The following is a 23,415-nucleotide window of genomic DNA, read 5'->3' as shown; positions in this document are numbered from 1 at the left end:
GGAAAAAGGAAGGAGGACAATTATTCATGCAGAAAGGGGCAGTCTGGGATGGACTGCCCCTTCTGTCTTACCGAGGACGAAGGTCAAGAAAGTTTTGGTACGCAAACCCTTTCACTTCATCCTCACTATACTTTTTCAAAAGCTCGTTGATTAATGCTGGGTGCATGGAAGCATCTTCAAGATTGACGACTTTATCAGAAATACCGTCGAAATCTGAACCCAAGCCAATATGTTTCACACCACCAATTGAACAGAAGTGGTCAATATGTGTAATAAGATCTGAAATGGATGCAGGCCCTTGTTCGGTAATGAAAGGAGGACAGTAGACAACATGAACTAACCCGTTCTTTTTGAATAAATGTGTAGCCTGCTCATCCGTTAAATTCCTTCTATGATTGCAAATCGCCTGTGAATTGGAGTGGCTAGCAATCGGGTGATTGGCCAATTCCATAACGTCCCAGAAGGAACGCTCACATAAATGGGAAACATCGGATAGGATTTTGTTTTCATTGCAAAATTGAATGATTTCTTTGCCGAACACGGTAAGACCGGCTCCCCGTTCTTCTCCAGCTCCGTCTGCAGCTAAATTTGAATTATTCCAGGTCAGCCCTATCGAACGTACTCCTAATTCGTAAAGAATCGACAGTTTTTGCAAGTCATTCCCAATGCAATCGACTCCCTCAAGCGTTAGAAAAGCCCCGATTTCTCCGTCGGCAAGTTGGTCAAAATCCTTCCAGTTTTTAAGCACTTTCAAATTGGGGTTTTTCGCTATAACTTCGGTATAAAAATAATGAATCTGATCTAAGGCAACTTGAAATTTCTGGTCCGACTTGATGGATGGAGGAACGAAAATCGCGAAGGCCTGTATTTTAACCCCGCCTTGCTTCAGCTTGTCGTAGTTCACATCAAGCTCTGTTGCATGTTGAAATGACAAATCCCCTTTTGCTGCATACAATTTCAATAAAACGTCGCAATGCAAATCAATGATATTCAAATCCAGCCCTCCCTTTGGGTAGTCGACTAAATAATCCGACTTCACTTTCAACAGTAACAAACTGGCAAGCTGCTTTCAAGATGCCGTAACAGTTAAACTAATTGGATTGTTCTATTGTAATAGATTACTGTTGCCTTTATACTAATTTTGAATAGAAAGAGAATGGGGAGTGTGGCAAATGTCAAAGGTGCTGGTGAATGTTGAACGGGGTCAATTGGTTGAAAGTATACATAGAGGAAATATAGCAGTCGTCAACGCGAAGGGGGAAGTCCTTGCTTCATTGGGAGAGATTGAGAAGGTTATTTACGCACGATCTTCCATGAAGCCATTGCAAGCGATTCCGATTATCGAAACGGGTGCTGCCGATCATTATCGGCTCGATGATGGGGACATATCATTGGCTTGCGCTTCCCATAACGGCGAGCTGCAGCATACTGATAGGGCCGCCGCAATCCTGGATAGATTAGGTTTGGGAGTGGAAGATTTGAAATGCGGCACACACCCGCCGAGATGGCAGGCGGCATATGAAAATGTCGTCAAAGAAGGGAAAGAGATTACACCGATTTACAATAACTGTTCCGGAAAGCATAGCGGGATGTTGGCGACGGCTAAGCATATGAATGAAACAGTGGAGGATTATTATAAGATTGACCATCCCGTCCAACAACGAATCCTTTCAGTCATAAGCGAGTTGACCGATGTTCCCAAAGAAAATATAGAGATTGGTATTGATGGCTGCGGTGTGCCGGTTCATGGTGTCCCGTTGCAAAACTTAGCCCTAAGTTTTGCGAGAATGGCGGATCCGAGTGAATTTGAAGAAACCCGGAGACAATCAATCCGTCGCGTTACTTCCGCCATGATGAATGCCCCGGAAATGGTGGGCGGCACATCGCGTTTCTGTACGGATTTCATGAAGGTGATGAATGGGAAAATGTTTGGCAAGGTAGGGGCGGAAGGAGTCTATTGTGTAGGGATTCCAAGCGCAGGGATCGGTATTGCAGTGAAAATCGAAGACGGAAATAGCCGTGCAACTTCTGCTGTCGTTATGGAGGTCCTTAGTCAGATGGGGTTAATTGAGGAAGAGGAATTGAGGAATTTGGAAAGCTATCATTATCCGGTTTTATTGAATGCTAGGAAAGAAGAAATAGGAATGCTGCGTCCTGCATTTTCTATCTATAATAAGGCAATCGTCTAACATAAACACCTCTGCCACAAGAAATGGCAGAGGTGTATTCATTTATTCTACAAGCGAATTGCTCGTCAACGTCAATTCAACTGTGCGTTTTTCTTTGCCGCTATAGACGGTGAATGTTGCTTTGTCTCCAATCGAAAGCTCGGAATAAAGAAGTTTGCGGAGCTCCATGCCGTTGTTGACTTCACTGCCGTTGATAGCTGTGATGACGTCCTGTTCCTTCAATCCGGCTTTGCCTGCTGCAGATGTCGGATCGACGCTTGTAACCATGACGCCGCCATTCACTTCTTGTGGAAGATGCTGCACATACATATACGGAACGTCGGCCAAGTCTGCGAGGCCGATACCGATATATGGCCGTTCGATTTTGCCGTTTTTCGTAATTTCTTCAACTAACGGAACGACATCGTTGCTTGGAATTGCGAAGCCAATGCCTTCCACGCCGCTTTCCGCGATTTTCAAACTGTTGATGCCGATAACTTTGCCTTCCGTGTTAATGAGTGCGCCCCCACTGTTGCCGGGGTTGATGGCTGCGTCAGTTTGGATGACGTCCGCTTCCCAGTTGCCCGCAGTCGTTTTTACGTCGATGGAACGTGTTGGAGCACTGATGATGCCTTGCGTAACGGTGCCGGAGAAGTCTAAGCTGAGTGGATTGCCGATTGCGACGACTGAATCACCCGCACGCAACTGGTCCGAATCCCCGAATTCCAGAGCGGTGTCGACATGTTTGCCACTGATTTTCAATACGGCCAAGTCGGTCAATGCATCACTTCCGATCAGCTCAGCGACTTCCTTTTCACCTCCATGCAACGTCACTTCAATTTTTCCCGCCCCTTCAATGACGTGATTATTCGTCACGATATAGGCATCGTTGCCATCGATTTTATAGATGACGCCTGATCCTGTGCCGTATTCCGACAGCTCCGAGCTGCCAGCGAACCGGTTGCCAGTCGTTTGGAAGTTCGATACACCGACGATTCCTTTTGATGCATACTCGACCATATCGGATAAAGAGTTACTGGCGTTCGCAGAAGTTTGCATGAAATTCGGTGTCTTTGAAGATGAACTATCCGTAACAGCAGCTGTCTTTTCCTGTTGTGCAGTCGGCTGCAATACATCCGTGTTGACGACAACCCCGATTGTAAGTGCCGACCCGAGAACCCCAGCACCTACCGTGGAAATGAAACGTTTTAAAAAAGTACTTTCCATAAATAATACCCCTCTCTTGTACTCGTTGATTTCATTGTAAGGAGGAAATATGAACAAATTATTACGGTGAAATGAACAAAAGGTAAACAAAGTGGTAACAAGCTATTAGACTTGCAATTACCAATATAATCAGATAGAATGAATTCGCAGACTGTTCACTTAATTAAGTTAAAATGTAAACGCATACATTTGGAATGGCGTTGCATGCCTCAGCATACCCTGGCTTTGTGTGCAAAATTTGCACTTACCATAGCAATCTATAAAGAATAGGGAGGAATGGAACATGGTACAAGCTGTAGAGAGTCACGTTTATGCATTTCCGAACACTGAAGGGGCAAAAGTGAATTTCAAGGAACGCTATGATAATTTCATCGGCGGAAAATGGACAGCCCCGGTGAATGGACAATACTTTGATAATCCAACGCCGGTGACAGGTAAAGTGTTTACGCAAGTGGCGCGGTCGACTGCGGAAGATATTGAGCTTGCGCTTGACGCGGCTCATGCTGCGAAGGATGCTTGGGGGCAGACTTCGGTTACGGAACGTGCGAATATCTTGTTGAAGATCGCTGATCGTATGGAACAGAATCTTGAGATGCTTGCTGTTGCTGAAACGTGGGAAAATGGTAAAGCGGTGCGTGAAACATTGAATGCCGATTTACCGCTTGCCATTGATCACTTCAGATACTTCGCTTCTGCTATCCGCGCGCAAGAAGGCGGCGTCAGCCAGATCGATAACAATACAGTAGCTTACCATTTCCATGAGCCGATTGGGGTAGTCGGCCAAATCATTCCTTGGAACTTCCCGATACTGATGGCAGTTTGGAAGCTTGCTCCTGCACTAGCCGCAGGGAACTGTGTTGTGCTGAAACCGGCGGAGCAAACTCCGTCATCCATTCTTGTATTGATGGAATTAATTGAGGATTTATTGCCGGCAGGAGTCGTCAATATCGTCAACGGGTTTGGTCTAGAAGCAGGGAAGCCGCTTGCATCAAATCCGCGGATTGGGAAAATAGCATTTACAGGCGAGACGACAACAGGCCGCCTTATCATGCAATATGCGTCTCAGAATTTGATCCCTATGACGCTGGAGCTTGGCGGGAAATCGCCAAATATTTTCTTTGAGGACGTCATGGCAGAAGACGATGCGTTCTTGGATAAAGCGATTGAAGGCTTCGTCATGTTTGCCTTGAATCAAGGTGAAGTATGCACATGTCCTTCGCGTGCATTGATTCAGGAATCCATTTACGACAAGTTCATGGAACGGGCACTCGAGCGCGTGAAGGCCATCAAGATCGGCAACCCGCTTGATCCAACCGTGATGATGGGTGCGCAAGCCTCGACAGAGCAAATGGAGAAGATTGTATCATACCTTGATATTGGGAAGCAGGAAGGAGCCGAGTGCCTGACTGGCGGCGAGCGGAATAAACTCGACGGCGATTTTGAAGAGGGCTACTACATCCAACCGACAGTATTCAAAGGGCATAATAAAATGCGGATCTTCCAAGAAGAGATCTTCGGACCGGTCGTTTCCGTCACGACGTTCAAAACGAAGGAAGAAGCGTTGGAAATTGCAAATGACACGCTATATGGACTGGGATCAGGTGTCTGGACGCGCGATATGAACACGGCATATCGATTCGGTCGAGGCATTGAAGCAGGACGTGTCTGGACGAACTGCTACCATGCGTATCCTGCACATGCGGCATTCGGAGGCTATAAGGCATCCGGTATTGGACGTGAAAACCACCTGCAAATGCTGTCGCATTACCAACAGACGAAAAACATGCTCGTCAGCTATAGCGAAGACAAACAAGGATTCTTTTGATCACCCCTCGTCCAAACGTGACGGGATGAATGAGGAAAGGAGTCATGTCGATGCCTGAACGCGTTCTTGCAACGGACGCCGCATTGGAATTGATCGATATATTGAAAGGAAAGCACGGCCCCTTGATGTTTCACCAATCAGGAGGCTGTTGCGATGGCTCCTCCCCGATGTGCTACCCGGAAGGCGATCTGATCATCGGCGATCAAGACGTCCTACTTGGACATATTGGCGGCGCACCTTTCTATATGCATAAAAACCAGTTCGAGTACTGGAAACATACACAGCTAATTATCGATGTTGTGGATGGGAGGGGAGGCATGTTTTCCTTGGAAGGGGTGGAAGGGAAGCGATTTCTTACACGGTCGCGGGCTTTCACGTCGGAAGAAAATGAAAGGCTCAAACAACAAACATAAAGGGACTGTCCGGAAAGTTAGTTTTTACTGACTTTCTGGACAGTCCTGTTTCATTAGTGCGATTGCTCATAAACCCGCAACCCGCGCTCATAAAGCCGGAGAAGCGCTCATAAACCTATAACCTGCGCTCATAAAACCTCACAACAAAAAAGAGACTGCCAGAAATCTGATTCATCAAATTTCCGGACAGTCTCTTTTCCTCTTATTGATTCGTTAAACTTAACAACTTCGTTAATAGACTCGCCGCAAATGCACGTGTCGCAGGTTTAGTCGGATGGAAAGCTCCATCCTCCAATGAGATGACGCCAAGTTCGCTCATCACGGAAATTGCCTGGACTGACTCTGCATCATAGTCGCCCATATCAGTTGGTGGTGTAAATGAATTGGATACAGGAATGTCGCCACCAAGTTCATTCGCTGCTACGCGCCACACCATTAGAGCCAACTGCGCACGTGTCACATTTTCCGTCGGTTTGAAATGGCCGTTATCCCCTTTGATAAGTCCATTTGCAAATGCAATTTGGATATCGGATTGTGTTTCCGCCGCATAATCCCCGATATCATCGAAAGGTGCCACAACGTCAGTCGTCGGCAAGTTCAATGCCCGTACAAAAACTGAAGCGGCTTGTGCACGTGTCAGTGCGTCCTCCGGCTTGAATGTCCCGTCATGATGTCCTTTAAAAACACCAAGCATCGCAGCTTGTTCTATTGCATCCTCCGCCCAGTGCCCTTTGATATCGGAGAATAAAGGAACAACAGCCTCAGTCGTCACTGTCAACGAAGGATTTTTTTCGCTTTCATTCCCATCTACATCAACAGCGACAATCGAGAACGTGTAAGCCTGTCCTTCATCTAACCCATCAACTGTGAACGTGAACACATCGCCTTCCACTGAACCGATCTTTTCGTCGCCGTTATAAATGTTATACATCGTGACTTGATCTTTCGGAGTCGCCGGTTTCCATTGAAGCGTAACTGAATCGGTTGTCACTTCTTCAGATACCATAGCGTCAGCTGGAATCCAAGAATACTCAGCTTGTACTTTATCCAAAAACTGCTTTGCAACAACTTTATAACCTTCAGAGGTTAAATGGATATCCTTCCCGGTTGGCAAATAGCCTTCTATATCTGCCGCAATAACATTGGCCGTCTCGACCCATTCAACGTTTGGCAGCTTCGCGACTGTTGCGATAGCCGTATTAATGCCAACGAGCAACTGCTCAAGCATCGGTTGAATTTCCTCAGGCATATGAGGGAACGGATTGTAATAACCCATCAAATAGATTTGCGCATCTGGATTAATTTTATGGATGGCAGTGACAACATTCATGAGATTCAACCCTACTTGCTGGATCTCCTGCTTGATCGCTTCAGCGTCAAATTTAATCTCCCCAGTTTCCTTGTCAAGACTGATATGACCAAGCACATCATTCGCTCCAGCACTAATCGTAATCAAATTTGCTTGCGCAATCGCGTCATGGAGTTTTATGGACTGGCCATCAGCTAATTCCCGCGTTACATTTCCTTCGATGTCTTTTAATACATCAGCTGCCGTATAGCCATTTTCGGCAAATGCTTTACTGAAAGACAGTAGAAGTTCGCTTTCAGACAATGAATTTGCCAAGTAATCGGCATAACCGTCACCCATAGCGCCAAGGTGAATCATTCCTGCTGCAAGTGAATCCCCTAAAGCAAGATAATTGGCTCCGGCAATCCACGATGGAGCGGTGGTGGCTTGCTCAGTATTTTCTTCCACGGGAGTGTCAGCGCTTACAATTTGAAGTGGAGCAAGTCCAAAATACAATACTAACGACAACACAGCAAACAGATTAAAAATGATTTTTTTTCTCATGTTTCCTCCCTTTACAACTGTTTTCTAAATTTTACCTGGCAATTACGAAACTTTCAACCTATTTACATAATCCCTAGTCGGATATATAGAAAGTTCCCTTGCAGGTTGTTTTGAAGTTTATGTCTATGGAGACAAACATATGAGAAATGCAACTAAAAAAACGCTCCTCCTCATAGGGAGAAGCGAAGTCGTCAAATAAAGCGTTTCCTAATTTCCGGGGAGGGGAGCATGCATGCCTCTTCATTTTTCCCGAACCAGCGATACCGATTCCGCGCAAAATAATCATAGGCGCCGTCACGGATACGACGAGGGACGAGTATAAATAGGAAAAGGAGATGCCACAGACCATCCAGCTTTTTCGCAATATGCAACGCGGCGGATGACTTCGTATACGCCTTGCCATTCGCTATTAACACAAGACTATCCACATCACTTGGAATGTGATACTGCTTCACATACTTTTCGCCTGTTTCGCTTTGTAATGAGGAAAAAAGAAAATGGGCAGCGGGATCTCGTTTAATAATAAACTGTACACTGGAATTGCAGAAATTACATTCCCCGTCAAATAACACAATACGTTTCATGAGCGCTCCTCCTTCCGACGTTCTTACCATCATTATATCCTTTTTGGCCGTATCGAAACGGAAATCAACAATCTTTACATCTGACAGAAAATTTAGTATAGTAATAGAAAATAGCTGGACGTTATTCATTCATTAGACTTTCGTGCATTTCTCGTCACAAGCCTCGTGTATTATGAGTTGGAGGGTGATTTGAATGGAACGCCAATTCATTGATCCGGTCGAAATGGAACGCAGACAGGACCCCGATTTCATCGCATCGCTTGAAATGATTGATGAAGGTTCACCTGTCCATTATCCGATGGACGACCGTAAGATGAAATTGAAAGAAGCTTCCGGTTTTGACGCTAGTGAACTGCCAAAGACATATCAATAGCCAAACGGTAATGGGCACTTCCCACATCATGGGGAAGTGCCTTTTTTATGTTAGTCAGATGAAACAGGAATTTCTTGCGTCTATGGTCGCTCGCCCGTCTATCCGGTACTTTTGAACATGTAATAGAAGGAGGGGGTGAGTGAAGATGATGATGCAACATGGACACTGTGGAGGACAATGTGGGGGACGCTGCGGAGGACAATGTGGAGGAAACCACATGATGCCGATGAACCAAATGCCACAAAACACTCAAATGCAACCAATCGTATGCCCGACACAATGTCGTTACCATGACCAATTCTTCCCAGTTGAACAACCGTTTATCCATCCGATTGTTAACGTAAATAGACAACATCCTGTTGTCACGCCAAGGCATTACTACACGGAAACAACGGAAAACGTAATGGGCGCGCCAGTTTTCCCAGGGCAGGGGCCTGGTTTCGGAAGAGGAGGCAGAGGCGGCGGCTTCGGTTTCGGAAGAAGACCATTCTAAAATAACAAAAGCTGTCCCGCCGACTATTCGGCGGAACAGCTTTTTTGGGTGACAGGCACCTCAGTCGACGTTGAAATATCTTGCATCGGGGTGTGCGAAGACGATTGCTGATACGGATGCTTCGGGCTCCATCATGAATTCTTCTGTTAAATAGACGCCGATATCTTCCGGCTTCAACAAACCGAACAGCTTTGCTTGATCGTCCAAATTTGGACAAGCCGGATAGCCGAACGAAAAGCGTTGCCCCTGGTATTTTGCGGCGAATCGGTCGCGCATCGTGAAATCCGTTGCATCCGGAAAGCCCCATTGGTCACGGATTTCTTGGTGGACACGCTCCGCGAATCCTTCCGCCAATTCAAGTGCCGTCGCTTGGAACGCATGGCTCTCAAGAAACTTCCCTTCCGCCTTTAACTGATTCGCATAATTCCGCACGCCATGCCCTGCTGTCACTTGCATGAACGCAACATAGTCCATCTCGCCGCTGTCGACAGTCTTCAAAAAGTCGGCAAGGCAGAGGAACGGCTCCTTGCTTTGACGGGGGAACGTGAAGCGCTCGATTTCTGTCTGCGCATCAATCGGATCATAAATGATCACATCATCACCGTCCGCCTGTGCAGGGAAGAATTGATACATGCCGGAAGCCGAAAGATTGCCCGACTCCAAAAATCCGGTCACCATTTCGCTTAGCTGCACAGCGCGCTCTTCTTTATCCGAAAGCATCTTGTCGACATTGCCACGCAAACCTAGATGATGCCCGATCAGCGTCCGCATATTGACGTACGGATACAAATGGGAAACCGAATAATCCTTCATGACACGTCGCCGTAAATCGGAAGGGACAAACACCGGTGCGTCCTCCCGCACCGTCTTCACTGGCCTCGGTAAAACGGCAACTGCCGTATCCCGTGTCGCGCGGATCGCCTCCGACTCGAGCCGCTTCTCCTGCTTCTCGACAAGCTCGCTCAGCAAAGTCTCTTTCTCGCCGCTCTGCAATCGATTCGCGAGCTCAAGCCCTTGCATCGCATCCTTCGCATAAATGACGGGACCATCATATTCTGCAGCAATTTTCGTCTCCGTAAATCTGCGCGTCAATGCTGCTCCTCCGACCATGACAGGAGTATTAATACCCGCCGCCTTGAAATCCTGCGCAGTAATCACCATCTGTTGCGCCGATTTTACAAGCAAACCGGACAAACCGATAATATCCGGCTTCTCTTTTCGAATGACGTCGATGAGCGTTGCCGGCGTCACTTTAATGCCGATATCAATGACCCGGAATCCGTTATTGCTTAAAATGATATCGACTAAGTTCTTCCCGATGTCATGTACATCCCCTTTGACCGTCGCCAACACAATTTTCCCTTTCCCGGAATCGTCCTCTTTCTTCTCCATGAACTGCTCAAGGAATGAGACCGAAGCCTTCATCACTTCCGCACTTTGCAACACTTCCGCTACAATCAGCTGGTTATCATTGAACAGACGGCCGACCTCTGACATCCCTTCCATCAACGGTCCGTTAATAACCTCAAGGGGCGTATCATACATCTGTAGCGCCGCCTCCAAGTCGGGAATCAACCCTTCCTTCGTACCCTCTACAACGTAATAAGCCAATCGTTCGGGAACCGTCTTCGGAATATCATCCTCGGTCTTCTCCTTTTTCTTATCTCGGTAAAAGTCCGTGAAATCCGCAAGCGTCTGATCAGTCGTCGTGAACAACAGATCATTCGCAAGTTTTATTTCATTCTCTGGAATCGAAGCGTAGCGTTCCAATTTCTCTGTATTGACAATCGCGTAATCGAGACCTGCCTGGGTGCAATGATACAAATACACCGCGTTCAGTACTTCCCGGCCAACAGGGGGGAGTCCGAAAGACACGTTGCTCACACCAAGCGTCGTCAAGCAACGGGGCATTTTCTCTTTAATCAACCTGATGCCTTCAATCGTTTCGACTGCAGAACCGATGTACTGCTCATCACCCGTTCCGACAGGGAATACGAGCGGATCGAAAATGATATCTTCAGGCGCCAATCCCCATTTATTCACAAGCAGGTCATAGGATCGTTCCGCTACTTCGAGCTTTCGTTCCCGCGTCACTGCCATACCGGTTTCATCGATCGTCCCGACGACAACCGCTGCACCAAACTTTTTCACAAGGGGAAGGACAGCGTCGAACCGTTCTTCGCCATCCTCCAAGTTGATGGAGTTGATGATCGCTTTCCCTTGTGAATATTTCAATGCTTCTTCGATGACATTTTCATCTGTCGAATCAATGACGAGAGGAACTTTCACCTTTTTGACGACTTCCTGCATGAAGTTCTTCATGTCTTCCAGTTCGTCTCGATCGGGGTTTGCGAGACAGATGTCAAGGACATGGGCGCCTCCGCGCACTTGGGCGCGTGCAATCTCGGAAGCCTCCTCGAATTTCTCATCGACAATCAAGCGTTTAAATTTTCTTGAACCGATGACGTTCGTTCGCTCGCCGATTAACAACGGGCGCATCGATGGATCGTACAATAACGGTTCAATTCCTGAAACCGCATGCTCATGCCCGCTTTCCGGCTTTTGGCGCGGAGCAAGACCGGCAACCGCTTCTCGTATTGCACGGATATGGTCAGGAGTCGTTCCGCAACAACCGCCGACCATATTCAGCCACCCTTTTTCCGCAAATCCTTTCAACTTCATGGATAATGATTCCGGCGATTCATGGTAGTGGCCTTCCTCGTCTGGGAGACCCGCGTTCGGATAGCAAGTGACGAAGCCTGTCGACAATTCGGAAAGCGAGCGCAAATGATCGGTCATGAATTCCGGTCCTGTTGCACAGTTCAATCCGACGGAAAGCGGCTTAATATGCTCAATGGAAATATAGAACGCTTCGATGCTTTGCCCGGCTAATGTCGTACCCATCGGCTCAATCGTCCCTGAAATCATGACCGGCAGCTCGATGCCCGTTTCATCGAATGCCCGTTTGATCCCGATTGTACCCGCTTTTACGTTAAGCATATCTTGGCTCGTTTCCATCAATAAAAGATCGGCACCGCCTTCGATCAATGCCTTCGCCTGAACGTAAAATTCCTCTGAAAGCTTATCGAAAGTAATGCCTCCCGTGACGGAAAGTGTCTTCGTTGTCGGCCCGATTGCACCGGCGACGAAACGCGGCCACTCTGAAGTCGAATAGTCGGCTGCGCACTGTTTCGCGATTTCCACAGCCTTTTTGTTGATTTCCGAAGCACGGTGGCCGAGGCTGAATTCGTCGAGTACGAGGGGAGTGCCTCCGAAAGTGTTCGTGCAGATGATATCCGCGCCTGCCTCCAAATAGGAACGATGAATGTTATCAAGAATATCAGGTCGAAGAATGTTCAAGTATTCGTTGCAGCCTTCGTATTCCTCTCCGCCGAAATCGTCTGCAGAGAGATCCTCCGCCTGCAGCATCGTGCCCATCGCTCCGTCTATGATGAGGATTCTGTTTTTCAGTTGTTGTTCGATTGGATGTTTAGGCATGGACAATCTTCCTCTCCTTTTCCTCGTCAAGTTCTTTAATATGGGTGATCAGTTCCAAAGACATGTCATATCGGAGGAATGGGGTAATGATATAGATGCCGTTGAATAGTTCTGCGGCTGTGTCGATCAGTTCCTTTGCGATATCGATGCCTTCCTGTGTCGCTTTTTCACGGTCATCTCCGCAAGCGGCCATCCTTCCGAGAACCTCTTCGGATAGTTTGATGCCAGGTACTTCATGATGCATGAATTCCGCGTTTCTTATATTCGTTAGCGGCATGATGCCGATGAAGATCGGTGTATCGAGATGCTTCGTTGCTTCGTAAATGTCGATGATTTTCTCTTTCGTGTAGACCGGTTGTGTGATGAAGTAATCCGCACCGCATTCAATCTTCTTTTCAAGGCGTTGAACAGCTCGGTCGAGAACCCGGACATTCGGATTAAATGCAGCGGCGACAGAGAACTTTGCTTTTTTGCGCAGTGACTTGCCTGTGAAGGAAATTCCTTCGTTTAATTGTTTAATGAGCTGCAATAATTCCATGCTGGAGACGTCATAGACGCTTGTCGCCCCAGGGAAATCGCCAACTTTCGTCGGGTCTCCCGTGACAGCGAGAATATCGTGGACGCCGAGCGCATCTAGCCCCATCAAGTGTGATTGCAAGCCGATCAAGTTATGATCACGACACGTCAAGTGGACGAGCGGACGAACATTATGTTCATGCTTCAACATCGACCCCATGGCCATATTGCTGATGCGGGGGGAGGCTAGGGAATTATCCGCCATTGTGATTGCATCCACGCCTGCTTCATATAGCAGGTTTGCTCCTTCAAAATAGTTATCGGTCTCCAAATGCCGGGGTGTGTCTAACTCCACGATGACCGTCCGCTCCGTTTTGGCTTTAATGTGCAAGGGTTCGTGTTTTGCAGGCTCCGCTTCCCGTATGACGATCGGCTTTTGTGGAGTGACCGTTTTTTTCGTAATCGGTGCCAACCCTTTCAAATGCTTTTTCGCAGCAGCGATATGCATCGGAGTTGTGCCGCAGCATCCGCCGATGAGACGGACGCCTTCCTCACGAAGAAACGTTGCGGCACGACCGAAATAATCGGCTTCGGACGAATAGACAATCCTGCCGTCCTCGACATCGAGCAAGCTTGCATTAGGGGCGGCGGATAAGAAAGCGTGATTCGGCAGCGTCACATTCTCGAATGCCTGGATTGTATGGTAAGGGCCCAATCGGCAGTTAACGCCGACGATATCCGCTCCAAGAGTTTCGAGCTGATGTAGTGCGTCATTGAGCTGCATCCCATTTTGCAAGATGCCGGGTTCATCCATTGAAACTTGCGCAATGATCGGCATATCGGTTAATGTTCGCAGTTCTTTGACGACCGTCGATAATTCTTCGAAATCATAGTATGTTTCGAGTAATAGTCCATCAGGATCGCCTGAAAGCAAGGCGTCTGCCTGTTCACGTACCATCGTTACCACTTCGTCAAGCGATGCGTCACTTTTTCGAATGCCGCGCAATCCTCCAATCGTGCCAAGGACGTACTGATTGCCGGGGGCTGCTGCGCGCTTTGCAATCCTGATCGCTGCTTCGTTGAACTCCTTCACCCTTTTTTCCATGCCATAACGGGCGAGTTTAAGGGCGTTCGCACCGTACGTATTTGTCTGAATGACATCCGCGCCGGCAGCAATATAATCTTGGTGGATTTTTTCAATCACTTCAGGCTTTTCAACATTCAATTCTTCATAACAAAAGTCAATGCCGTATGAATAAAGCAAGGTCCCCATCGCCCCGTCTGCAACGAGTATTTCCTTTTGCAATCTCTTAAGTAAGTTCATGCCCCATCATCCTCCCGTGTTATATAAAAATAAAAAAGCCTTCTCGAAAAGAAGGCTTTTAAAATGCGATAGTTCGCTCTTCTTCTCATCTGCCAGGCCGCTAGCGACCTGCTGGAATTAGCACCTTACCGGCAATAACGGTTGGTTGCTGAAGCTTCGACGGGCCAGTCCCTCGGCTTCTCTTGATAAGAATCAATATATAGTTGTTTGAATAATTTAACACATCATATCGTTAAATGTACAATACGTCAATACCCGAATTGTGATAGAATGGGCGTATGAACAAAAAGTAGAAGGTGAAAACGTTGAGGATTTTTAAATTTTCCATTCCGATTGCACTCCTTGTCGCAGGAATTTCATGGTATATGCTCCATAAGAACTTTCAGGAAGTGCCAGGGACATCCAGAGTATGGATAACGATTGGGGCAGCAATCTTAAGCGGTATACTCGCCCATTTTTTATTCCCAAAAAGTGAAGATAAAGATCATTGATGAAAAGTCGGTAGCGGAATATGCTATCGATTTTTTTAAACGGAAAATCCGTATATACACGTATAAATACTTTCAAAAGTTCTTAAATATTCTTAATCACGCATGAAAATAAATATGTTAACTAATATTAAAAATAGGTTGACACAAGTTGAGTTAACTTTTATTCTGTTAAAGATAACTCAAATGATGGGGTGTATTTATGACAACAGCTACAGTGAAATCAAAAAGTGGGATGAGTGCGCTCAGTCTCGTCTATTGTGGGATGTTTGCCGCATTGATGATGATCGGGGCGAATATTACTTCGTTTGTTCCGTTCCTAGTGATCGGTGGGGTACCGATAACATTACAAACATTTTTCGCCGTCTTGGCGGGTCTTCTCCTTGGTAGCCGTCTCGGAGCCATTTCGATGACGGTTTATATGGTGGTTGGCTTAGCGGGGGCACCGATTTTTTCGAAATTTCAAGGCGGATTCGGCTTCATTTTAGTACCTACTTTTGGCTTCGTCGTGTCGTTCATACTAGTTGCGTATGTCGCGGGGAAGATTGTTGAAAAGAACGGAAGCTTGAGAAGCTATGTCATCGCAGCTTTGGTTGGTATGAGTGTAAATTATTTGTTTGGGACGAATTGGTTGTATTTCGCTTATAAATTATGGTCAGCAGCGCCTGATGCATTCACATATAAAGTTGCTTGGATCTGGATGGTGCCGCCGCTGCCGAAAGACATTCTCTTGTCGATCCTTGCGGGGATTTTTGGCCATCGGATGTATAAGGTTCTGAAAGTGAGGCGTGCACATTGACGATTTATCGGGAACTGGCAGACCGTGTGTTGGCTGGCGGAGAATTGTCGGATCGGGAAGCGCATTTCATTTTGGATTGCGCGGACGATGATCTCCTTCCACTGCTGCAAGCATCCTATGAAATTCGAAAACATTATTTTGGAAATAAAGTGAAGCTGAACATGATCATCAATACTAAGTCCGGATTATGCCCGGAAAACTGCGGCTATTGTGCGCAATCTATTGTTTCAAAAGCTCCGATTGAAAAATATGCAATGATGAAACAGGAAGAGATCGTAGCGGGTGCTGATCGTGCGGCATCGGTAAATGCGGGCACGTATTGCATTGTTGCAAGTGGGCGGGGTCCTGTAAACCGGGAACTTGAAATCGTCATTGATTCCGTTAAAGAAATTAAAGCAAAACATCGCAGTATGACTGTCTGCGCATGCCTTGGCATCTTGAAACCTGAACAGGCAAAACGTCTGAAAGAAGCGGGGGTCGACCGGTACAACCATAATATCAATACATCCGCTGCACATCATGATAGCATCACGACATCCCATACGTATGATGACCGCGTGAGTACGGTGGAAATGGCGAAGGAAGCAGGAATTTCACCTTGTTCGGGTGTGATTATCGGTATGCGGGAGACGAAAAGAGATGTCATCGCAATGGCACGCAGCCTGCATGAGATGGACGCCGATTCAATTCCAGTAAACTTTTTGCACGCGGTGGATGGGACACCGCTTGAAGGAACGGATGAGTTGACACCGCGCTATTGCTTGAAGGTGCTATGTCTCTTCCGTTTTATGAATCCGACAAAAGAAATCCGGATTTCGGGTGGGCGCGAATTGAATTTACGATCGCTTCAGCCGCTCGGACTTTATCCGGCAAATTCAATCTTCATAGGCGATTATTTGACGACAGCGGGACAAGAGGGTGACCGGGACAGGCAGATGTTAGAAGACTTAGGTTTTGAGGTCGATTTGGAGCCGTTGGCAAAACGCCCGATGACAATCTGATTAAATAAAGATAAAGGGCAATCCAACCAGATGATGAACGTCAACTGGAAGGATTGCTTTTTTTCAATGAAGGAGGTTGCCATAGTGAGAAGTCCTCTTGTTGCATAAAATAGTCCTTCACCGAGATTGAACCGTCAAATGGAATGGCTTCGATTCTATCAAGCATTTCATCAAATTGCATTTCTTTCACTGCCGAGATATTCAGGTTCGTTATGCGGGATGGGATTTGATTTTTTCGAATTACTTCAACCCATTCTGCTAAAGAGGATTCACTAATGATGGTTGTATCCACGTATTTCATTTTTCCGTTCGTATCCTTATACCGATAAAGAAGCCGTGCGCCGACGTAATCATTTTTCCTTCCTTTGAATCCCAGATTGGTCCAGATGCCGATGATCAAGTCTGTTATTTGAGCGTAATGAAAGATGACGGACTCCGTTTCACCGGTCCACTCGTTTGTAGAATAGATTGTGTAGCCCCCTGGTTCCTCCACTTTTGTGACTGCTGTTGGCCCTTTTTGCCGGGGCAGCATTAGAAGTTTAATGACTATCCATCCGATGAACAGGGAAATCCCGCCGAGTAGGGCTGCAACTAGCCAATCCCCGTCTGAGAGTGTATCGAAGGCCAAGTATAATAGTGCAACGCCGAACGCCCCGAAGAAGGAAAGAGCAAGGTAATAATAAATTCTTTTTCCAACTGGCATTTTGGAGGGTACCTTGTCAGTAGGGAAAACATTTTTCTGCATAGTGGTTCAACTCCTCTCGTCTCTGTACTTGTACGGTACTAAATGGGGAAAGTTTCATAAAAAACATGAATCGTTTTGCGTGTTCATTCGTATAGTTGAAGAGGGTTACTATTCTATAGAAGAGAGTGTTGATATGATAAATTTATTACTATTTTCATTAGTCGCCGGGATAGTTGCCGCGATTATTATCGTTCCATTTACATCTGTGTCGAAAGAAACCGGGGAGGCTGCTTTCAACCGGATTGGGGCGTTATCGGCAACGGTCGTACTTATAGGTTTGATTACTTTCGGATTTTATTATGTAACAAATATGGACAGGAACTGGACGTCGCTTTGGGCGTTGCTTCTGATTGCAACGATTCTTGGTGTCGTTTTTGCAACGGGGAAAGAGCGGAGCGCCAAAGTGGTTTTGCTTTTGGCATCTTTGGCGGTGAGCGCGTTCATCCTCAGTGCGCCGCTTTTCAATGCTAATCAAAAGTATGAAGCGATGGAAATGGATCAGCAAGAGGAAATTAAAGCTTTTGACGAAACAAAGACACCCGCAAGTGTACCGCCGAAATTTGCGCGGAATAAGATGAAAAAGTCGTTCAATCAAGTACCGAACACGAGTTATTACGAACTGGGCCACTTGCAAATCCAAAAGGTTAACGGCGACTTCGTCTATATTGCGCCAGTCGAGTTTTCGGGCTTTTTCAAATGGTGGAATGGAAAGACGACACCTGGTTATTTTACAATGAGCGCGACCGATTCGGCTGACAATCCGAAATTTGTTAAAACAGAAATGGCTTACACGCCATCTTCATTCTTTCATAAGCAAGTGGAACGTCATATGCGGATGGCAAAGCCGGATCTTATTTTCTACGGCGATGTCCAACTCGAAATTGATGATGACGGGAAGCCACATTATATCCGATCGTACGGTAATTTTATCACGGCAAGGAATGGGTTTGATGTACAAGGGATTGTCATGGTTGACCCTGACACCGGAGAAGTGAACCAATATCCACTATCCCAAGTGCCTGAATTTATCGATGGTGCGGTTTCACCGGAAGCCGTCAGCCTGCAAAATAGCTACTTCGGAAAATACGTGCATGGTTTCTGGAATTCCGTTTTCGGGAAGAAGGATGTGAAACTGCCTTCGGACGAAGGAGTCGAAGCAAATGTCAGCCCTGTATTTGATGAAAACGGGCATATGTTTTATTTCACGGATTTCACAAGTCCGAAAGAAGAAGTCGATTCAATGCTGGGGTACGCGTTGACGGATGGACGGACCGGCCAGGGAATTTATTATACGGGGAATTTGGAAGAATCCTATATGGATTCGCAAGGCGCGTTGCAAATCATCGAGAAGAAGTTCATCGAGAAGAAATGGACCGGAGAAATGCCTGTTCTCTACAACTTCTACGGAGAAGCGAGCTGGCTGACGCCAGTACTTGACTCCAATGGCTTCTTGCAAAACTACTTCATCGTATCGGCCGCAAATCCGGAAGTGTCCGTTTACGCCAATTCTCCGAATGAAGCGTTAAGGCTTTATAAAACTGCGTTGCAACGCGGCGGAAACACAGTCGATGGCAGTTCGGACGCAGAGGAAGGTAAAGCTTCGGTTACTGTCGTGCGTGTCTACAAGGAACGAGCCGGCGACTTTACAATCGTTTCCATTTTTGCAGACGACGGCCGCAACTATATCGTATCAACGGAATCCGTTCCATTGGCGATCTATACTGAGGAAGGCGATCACCTGACATTCACTTATTACGAAACAGGCGAACTATTCCTACCCGTCAAGGAAATGAACAATAAAACAATCGAATAAGTATGGGTGCCTGCCACCATCGAAAAAGGGTTGCTCCGATTTACGGAGCAACCCTTCTTTTATTTGTTCAAAAACAGTTCGCCTTGAGGTCCTAATGGAATGCCGAGTAAGTACCAGGCAGCGAATAGGATGATCCACATGATGGCGAATGCGATTGAGTATGGCAAAAGTGATGTCATGAATGTGCCGATTCCGATTTTTGGATCGTACTTTTTTGCGAATGTCAGAACGATTGCGAAGTATGCAAGCATTGGTGTAATCGGGTTCGTGATGGAATCACCGATGCGGTAGGCGGCTTGGGTCAAGGCTGGGCTATATCCCATGATCATGAACATTGGCACGAAAACTGGTGCGAGAATTGCCCATTTTGCAGATGCACTGGCAACTAGGAAGTTGATAAGGGCAGCGACGATGATGAAACCGATGAATAGTGGCAAACCTTGCAAGCTCAGAGTTTCAAGCAACTCGGCGCCTTTAATGGCTACAATTGGGCCTAGATTGCTCCAATTGAAATATGCGATCATCTGCGCTGCGGCGAATGAGATGACGATATACATGCCCATACTGGACATCGCTTTCGCCAAGTGATCAGCGAAATCCTTCGAGTTATTTAAGGACTTGACGATTTTTCCGTAAATGATCGACGGAACAAGGAATAGAATCATCATTAACGGAACAAGGCTATCCATCAATGGCGAAGTCGTTAAGCTGCCGGTTTCGGGATGGCGCAATAGCCCATTAGCCGGAAGTGAAAGGGCCAATACGATTCCGATAATAACAACGACTGATAGTACGGCCCACCGAAGGCCTTTCTTCTCGATAGCTGAAACTTCTTCTAACTCTTCAACCACTCCATCATATTTACCAAGTCGTGGCTCGACAATTTTTGTTGTGACTAAAACTGCAACTGGAACTAAGACTAAGGCGGATACTGCTAAAAAGTAATAGTTCATCCCGGGATTCCCTGAATAAGTCGGGTCATAGATATGGGCGCCAATTTCAGTAAACCCATACACGAGGGGATCCAATACATTTATGATAAGATTCGCAGAAAATCCACCTGCAACGGACGCGTAGGCAGCAGCCAGCCCGGCGATCGGGTGTCTGCCGAGCGCAATGAAAATCATCGCAACGATAGGCGGCAAAACGACCATAGCCGCGTCAGCTGCGGCATTCCCCATGATTGCGACGAAGACGATTGTTGGCAGTATGATTTTCTTAGGCGCATTCAAAATCGTCGTCTTCATAATCGTGGAAATTAAGCCGGTCGATTCTGCCAATCCTACCCCGAACATAACGACAAGGACGAGGCCAAGGGGCGGAAAGCTCGTAAAATTTTTCACTAAATTAGTCAAAATCATGATGAGACCTTCCCCATTCAGCAAATTGACGACTTTGACCTCTTCGCCTGTGCCGGGGTTGATGGCTGATGTGCCGAGAGCGCCAAAAATTGCTGAACAAACTAAAATAAGTGCGGCAATATAAACGAACAACATGACGGGGTCAGGCAATTTGTTTCCGTATTTCTCAATGAAGTCCAAAAACCTGTTGAACAAGCCTTTATTGCGTAGTTTAGCTGAATTCACTCTCCCATTCCTCCTCCATATAACTCTTCTTCTATGTAACGTATTAAAGAGTAATGGACAATATGACTTACGAAAAACGAAAAAAAGCAGCCCCGAAATAAAGGGCTGCTCCTATATTCAAGTGGTGCCTGTCACTCTGTTATGAGAGTTTGTTCAAAAGGGCAGACTGCACATGTGCGATGGGTAGCAGCTGTTTGCCTCAACTGCTACGGACCACCCTTTCGAACAGAACTCCGTGAAGAGGAAGAAGAGGTCATAAAAAAATCCTCAACTAGTTAATTACCCAAAAAACCACGTTTTAAACCTAATTTATATATTGAATTAAAATGTTTCAGGCTTACTTTAGGATTGGACCGGAAAGCGTCCGCCTTAAGTGGAAATCCGGAGTTAGCTACTTTAATACCACATATTTTAACTGTGCATTTCAATTGCCATCAAGATGTTTAATCATGTACAATTAAGTCAAAGATAGTCAAAGTCAATGGCTTATCACCAGGAAGAAAGAGGTGAGATCATGCGAAACATTTCCGACATTATTGAAGGGTATTTAAAGGCCATTATCGAAAGTGAAGATAATGGAACTATTGAAATCAAAAGAAGTGAGGTTGCGGAGAAGTTTCAATGCGTCCCTTCACAGATCAATTACGTCATTAACACCCGATTTACCGTCGAACGAGGATATGCAGTCGAATCAAAGCGAGGAGGCGGGGGGTATATCCGGATTTACCGCGTCCAGACGAATTCGCATAAGGAACTGATCGAACATATTTTAGAGGGAATCCAACAAGGTGCAACGTACACGATGGCAGAAGACGTCGTCTACCGGCTCCTTGAGGAAGAAGTTATTTCTGAACGGGAATCCAGACTCATCCTTGCCGCAGTAGACAGAACTACACTGCATTATCCATTGCCGGAGCGTGACTTGATCCGGGCAAGAATCTTGCAGGCGATGCTTATGACGCTTATTTATAAACAGATGCAATAGAACTTGACGAAAACGAGGTGCAAACAATGAATTGCGATAATTGCAAGGAACGACCGGCTTCCGTCATTTTCACTCAAGAAAGCATGAGTGGCACTACGGAGCGACATCTATGCGAGAAATGTGCATTCCAATCACAAATGTTTCATTTCGATCCGAATCAAGAACCGTTGTCCATCCAACAATTCCTGTCGCATTGGTTCGGAGTAAACGATTCAGCGCAACCTTTTCAACAGTCCAGGGATAGTATGCCTGAAGGACCGACTTGCCCTGATTGCCAGTTGTCATTTAGAAAGTTCTTGGATATTGGCAAGTTTGGCTGTCCGACATGTTATGACACTTTTAGGGAGAGGCTGCCGCGCATTTTCAGCAAGCTTCATAACGGCCATACGACACATGTCGGGAAAATACCGGTGTCATTCAATGAATTGTTTGCCGTGAAAAAGAAAATTGATGAAATCCGATTGAAGATGCAAGAAGCAATAGATGAGGAGCGCTTTGAAGATGCCGCCGCCTTGAGGGATGAAGCGAAAGCGTTGAAGCATCGTTTGGCGGAATGCAGCGATGGAGGTGAAGAGCACGATGTCAATTAATAAATTCATGAAAGGCGCTGTTACGGGATGGATGGCGTCACATGGGGAGCACTCCGATATCGTCATGTCGACGAGGATCCGGTTGGCCCGGAATTTAAGGGGGTACCGTTTCCCGATCGCATTCACGCCTGAGGAGGCACAGAAAGTCGACGCTTCCATTGCCGCTGCCTTGCTTAACTCCGATGAAAACGGGTATGCCTATATGAAGATGTCTGAGTTGCCGTCTCTCGAACGGCAAGTGCTCGTAGAAAAGCACCTCATCAGTCCGCAATTGATAGACACGAAACGCCATGGAGCGGTTCTTCTCTCAAAAGACGAAACGCTAAGCATCATGGTGAATGAAGAAGATCATATTCGCATCCAATGTATCTACCCTGGATTCCAGTTGGAAAATGCATACGATCATGCGGACACGGTCGATAATTATCTTGAGAATGAATTGCCGTATGCCTTTGACGAGGATTTCGGCTACTTGACTAGTTGCCCATCAAATACGGGAACAGGCATGCGGGCGTCGGTCATGATGCATTTGCCGGCATTGACAATTACAAAGCAAATCGACCGGATCATTCCTGCTATATCAAGACTCGGAATGGTCGTCAGAGGGAGTTACGGAGAAGGCAGTGAAGCACCGGGCAATATTTATCAGGTTTCGAACCAGACGACATTGGGCAAACCTGAAAAGGAAATCCTTTCCGACTTGAAAAATGTGGCGTTGCGTCTCATTGCCCATGAAAGGCGCTCGCGTGAAATCCTTCTTTCGAAATCCCGCGTTGCCTTGGAAAACAAATTGTTCCGATCACTTGGCATCATCACATTTGCGAGACTGCTGCCTTCCGGGGAAGCGGCCCGTTGCCTATCGGATGTCCGCCTTGGCATCGACCTTGGGATCATTGAGGATGTGGATATGTCCATCTTGAACGAATTGATGATCTTTATGCAGCCGGGATTCCTTCAACAATATGCCGGCTCGGAATTGACGGCGGAGGAAAGGGATATATTCCGCGCTACTTTATTTCGTGAACGTTTGAGTGCTGAGCAGCATGAGGAAGAGAATGATAAAGAAAACTGAGCAAACATTTTGCAACAGACTTTTCTTTTTATTATACTTAAGTCAAAGATAGTCAAAGTCAAT

20 protein-coding genes and 1 riboswitch are annotated in these 23,415 nt (G+C 46.5%); of the genes, 12 read left to right on the top strand and 8 right to left on the bottom strand.

Features of this window, described 5'->3' with window-relative positions; all coding sequences use genetic code 11:
- Positions 1-67: 67 nt before the first annotated feature.
- Positions 68-994 (bottom strand): dipeptidase, encoded by a 927-nt coding sequence (locus SLU01_RS09250; protein ID WP_147057556.1) that lies wholly within the window; start codon positions 992-994, stop codon positions 68-70.
- Positions 995-1,172: 178 nt separating this feature from the next.
- On the opposite strand from SLU01_RS09250, the gene SLU01_RS09245 reads away from it, so the two are divergent.
- A complete protein-coding gene (locus SLU01_RS09245; protein ID WP_147057554.1) occupies positions 1,173-2,189 on the top strand; it encodes an asparaginase in 1,017 nt (338 codons plus the stop codon).
- A 42-nt stretch (positions 2,190-2,231) separates the two neighbouring features.
- On the opposite strand, the gene SLU01_RS09240 is transcribed toward SLU01_RS09245, so the two are convergent.
- A complete protein-coding gene (locus SLU01_RS09240; protein WP_147057552.1) occupies positions 2,232-3,395 on the bottom strand; it encodes a S1C family serine protease in 1,164 nt (387 codons plus the stop codon).
- Between the two features lie 283 nt (positions 3,396-3,678).
- Here SLU01_RS09240 and adh point away from each other — a divergent pair, with 283 nt between their 5' ends.
- Positions 3,679-5,220, top strand: a complete 1,542-nt coding sequence (gene adh, locus SLU01_RS09235; RefSeq protein WP_147057550.1) for an aldehyde dehydrogenase — start codon at positions 3,679-3,681, stop codon at positions 5,218-5,220.
- A gap of 50 nt (positions 5,221-5,270) precedes the next feature.
- A complete protein-coding gene (locus SLU01_RS09230; RefSeq protein WP_147057548.1) occupies positions 5,271-5,633 on the top strand; it encodes a DUF779 domain-containing protein in 363 nt (120 codons plus the stop codon).
- Between the two features lie 202 nt (positions 5,634-5,835).
- Here the strand turns inward: SLU01_RS09230 and SLU01_RS09225 are convergent, their stop codons facing one another.
- Positions 5,836-7,485, bottom strand: coding sequence for an S-layer homology domain-containing protein (locus SLU01_RS09225; RefSeq protein WP_147057546.1), 1,650 nt, complete (start codon positions 7,483-7,485; stop codon positions 5,836-5,838).
- 191 nt (positions 7,486-7,676) lie between these two features.
- Positions 7,677-8,069: a thiol-disulfide oxidoreductase DCC family protein gene (locus SLU01_RS09220; RefSeq protein ID WP_147057544.1), complete on the bottom strand. Its 393-nt coding sequence runs from the start codon at positions 8,067-8,069 to the stop codon at positions 7,677-7,679.
- A gap of 193 nt (positions 8,070-8,262) precedes the next feature.
- Here SLU01_RS09220 and SLU01_RS09215 point away from each other — a divergent pair, with 193 nt between their 5' ends.
- A complete protein-coding gene (locus SLU01_RS09215; RefSeq protein WP_147057542.1) occupies positions 8,263-8,442 on the top strand; it encodes a hypothetical protein in 180 nt (59 codons plus the stop codon).
- Positions 8,443-8,659: 217 nt separating this feature from the next.
- On the top strand, positions 8,660-8,935 hold the full coding sequence (locus tag SLU01_RS09210; RefSeq protein ID WP_174842638.1) for a hypothetical protein: 276 nt from the start codon (positions 8,660-8,662) through the stop codon (positions 8,933-8,935).
- Between the two features lie 60 nt (positions 8,936-8,995).
- Here SLU01_RS09210 and metH read toward each other — a convergent pair whose 3' ends face one another.
- On the bottom strand, positions 8,996-12,433 hold the full coding sequence (metH, locus tag SLU01_RS09205) for a methionine synthase (RefSeq protein WP_147057540.1): 3,438 nt from the start codon (positions 12,431-12,433) through the stop codon (positions 8,996-8,998).
- Positions 12,426-14,273 (bottom strand): bifunctional homocysteine S-methyltransferase/methylenetetrahydrofolate reductase, encoded by a 1,848-nt coding sequence (locus SLU01_RS09200; RefSeq protein ID WP_147057538.1) that lies wholly within the window; start codon positions 14,271-14,273, stop codon positions 12,426-12,428. The genes metH and SLU01_RS09200 overlap by 8 nt, the downstream gene beginning before the upstream one ends.
- 82 nt (positions 14,274-14,355) lie before the next feature.
- Positions 14,356-14,465, bottom strand: a riboswitch (SAM riboswitch).
- A 113-nt stretch (positions 14,466-14,578) separates the two neighbouring features.
- Between SLU01_RS09200 and SLU01_RS09195 the strand changes: the two genes are divergently transcribed.
- The 3 genes from SLU01_RS09195 (at position 14,579) to bioB (ending at position 16,561) form a co-directional block, all read left to right on the top strand.
- Entirely contained in the window at positions 14,579-14,764 is a 186-nt protein-coding gene (locus tag SLU01_RS09195) for a hypothetical protein (protein WP_147057536.1), read from the top strand.
- Between the two features lie 199 nt (positions 14,765-14,963).
- Positions 14,964-15,560 carry a biotin transporter BioY gene (locus SLU01_RS09190; RefSeq protein WP_147057533.1) on the top strand — a complete coding sequence of 199 codons (597 nt, stop codon included), beginning with the start codon at positions 14,964-14,966 and terminating at the stop codon, positions 15,558-15,560.
- Entirely contained in the window at positions 15,557-16,561 is a 1,005-nt protein-coding gene (gene bioB / locus SLU01_RS09185; protein ID WP_147057531.1) for a biotin synthase BioB, read from the top strand. Before SLU01_RS09190 ends, bioB begins: the two co-directional genes overlap by 4 nt.
- 40 nt (positions 16,562-16,601) lie before the next feature.
- On the opposite strand, the gene SLU01_RS09180 is transcribed toward bioB, so the two are convergent.
- Positions 16,602-17,306 (bottom strand): hypothetical protein, encoded by a 705-nt coding sequence (locus tag SLU01_RS09180; protein WP_147057528.1) that lies wholly within the window; start codon positions 17,304-17,306, stop codon positions 16,602-16,604.
- A 133-nt stretch (positions 17,307-17,439) separates the two neighbouring features.
- Here SLU01_RS09180 and SLU01_RS09175 point away from each other — a divergent pair, with 133 nt between their 5' ends.
- The gene (locus tag SLU01_RS09175) at positions 17,440-19,119 is read left to right on the top strand and encodes a hypothetical protein (protein ID WP_147057526.1); all 1,680 of its coding nucleotides are present in this window, start codon (positions 17,440-17,442) and stop codon (positions 19,117-19,119) included.
- 59 nt (positions 19,120-19,178) lie between these two features.
- On the opposite strand, the gene SLU01_RS09170 is transcribed toward SLU01_RS09175, so the two are convergent.
- A complete protein-coding gene (locus tag SLU01_RS09170; RefSeq protein WP_147057524.1) occupies positions 19,179-20,705 on the bottom strand; it encodes an AbgT family transporter in 1,527 nt (508 codons plus the stop codon).
- Positions 20,706-21,219: 514 nt separating this feature from the next.
- Here SLU01_RS09170 and SLU01_RS09165 point away from each other — a divergent pair.
- The 3 genes from SLU01_RS09165 to mcsB are packed head-to-tail and all read left to right on the top strand — an operon-like array spanning position 21,220 to position 23,352.
- Positions 21,220-21,690, top strand: coding sequence for a CtsR family transcriptional regulator (locus SLU01_RS09165; RefSeq protein WP_147057522.1), 471 nt, complete (start codon positions 21,220-21,222; stop codon positions 21,688-21,690).
- 26 nt (positions 21,691-21,716) lie between these two features.
- Entirely contained in the window at positions 21,717-22,280 is a 564-nt protein-coding gene (locus SLU01_RS09160) for a UvrB/UvrC motif-containing protein (protein ID WP_147057520.1), read from the top strand.
- Complete coding sequence (mcsB, locus tag SLU01_RS09155) at positions 22,270-23,352, top strand: protein-arginine kinase McsB (protein ID WP_147057518.1); 1,083 nt, start codon at positions 22,270-22,272, stop codon at positions 23,350-23,352. The genes SLU01_RS09160 and mcsB overlap by 11 nt, the downstream gene beginning before the upstream one ends.
- The last annotated feature ends 63 nt before the right edge of the window (positions 23,353-23,415 follow it).

Source organism: Sporosarcina luteola (genome assembly GCF_007991495.1).
Taxonomy (GTDB): Bacteria; Bacillota; Bacilli; order Bacillales_A; family Planococcaceae; genus Sporosarcina; species Sporosarcina luteola.
This window is presented reverse-complemented; position numbering and strand designations above follow the sequence as displayed.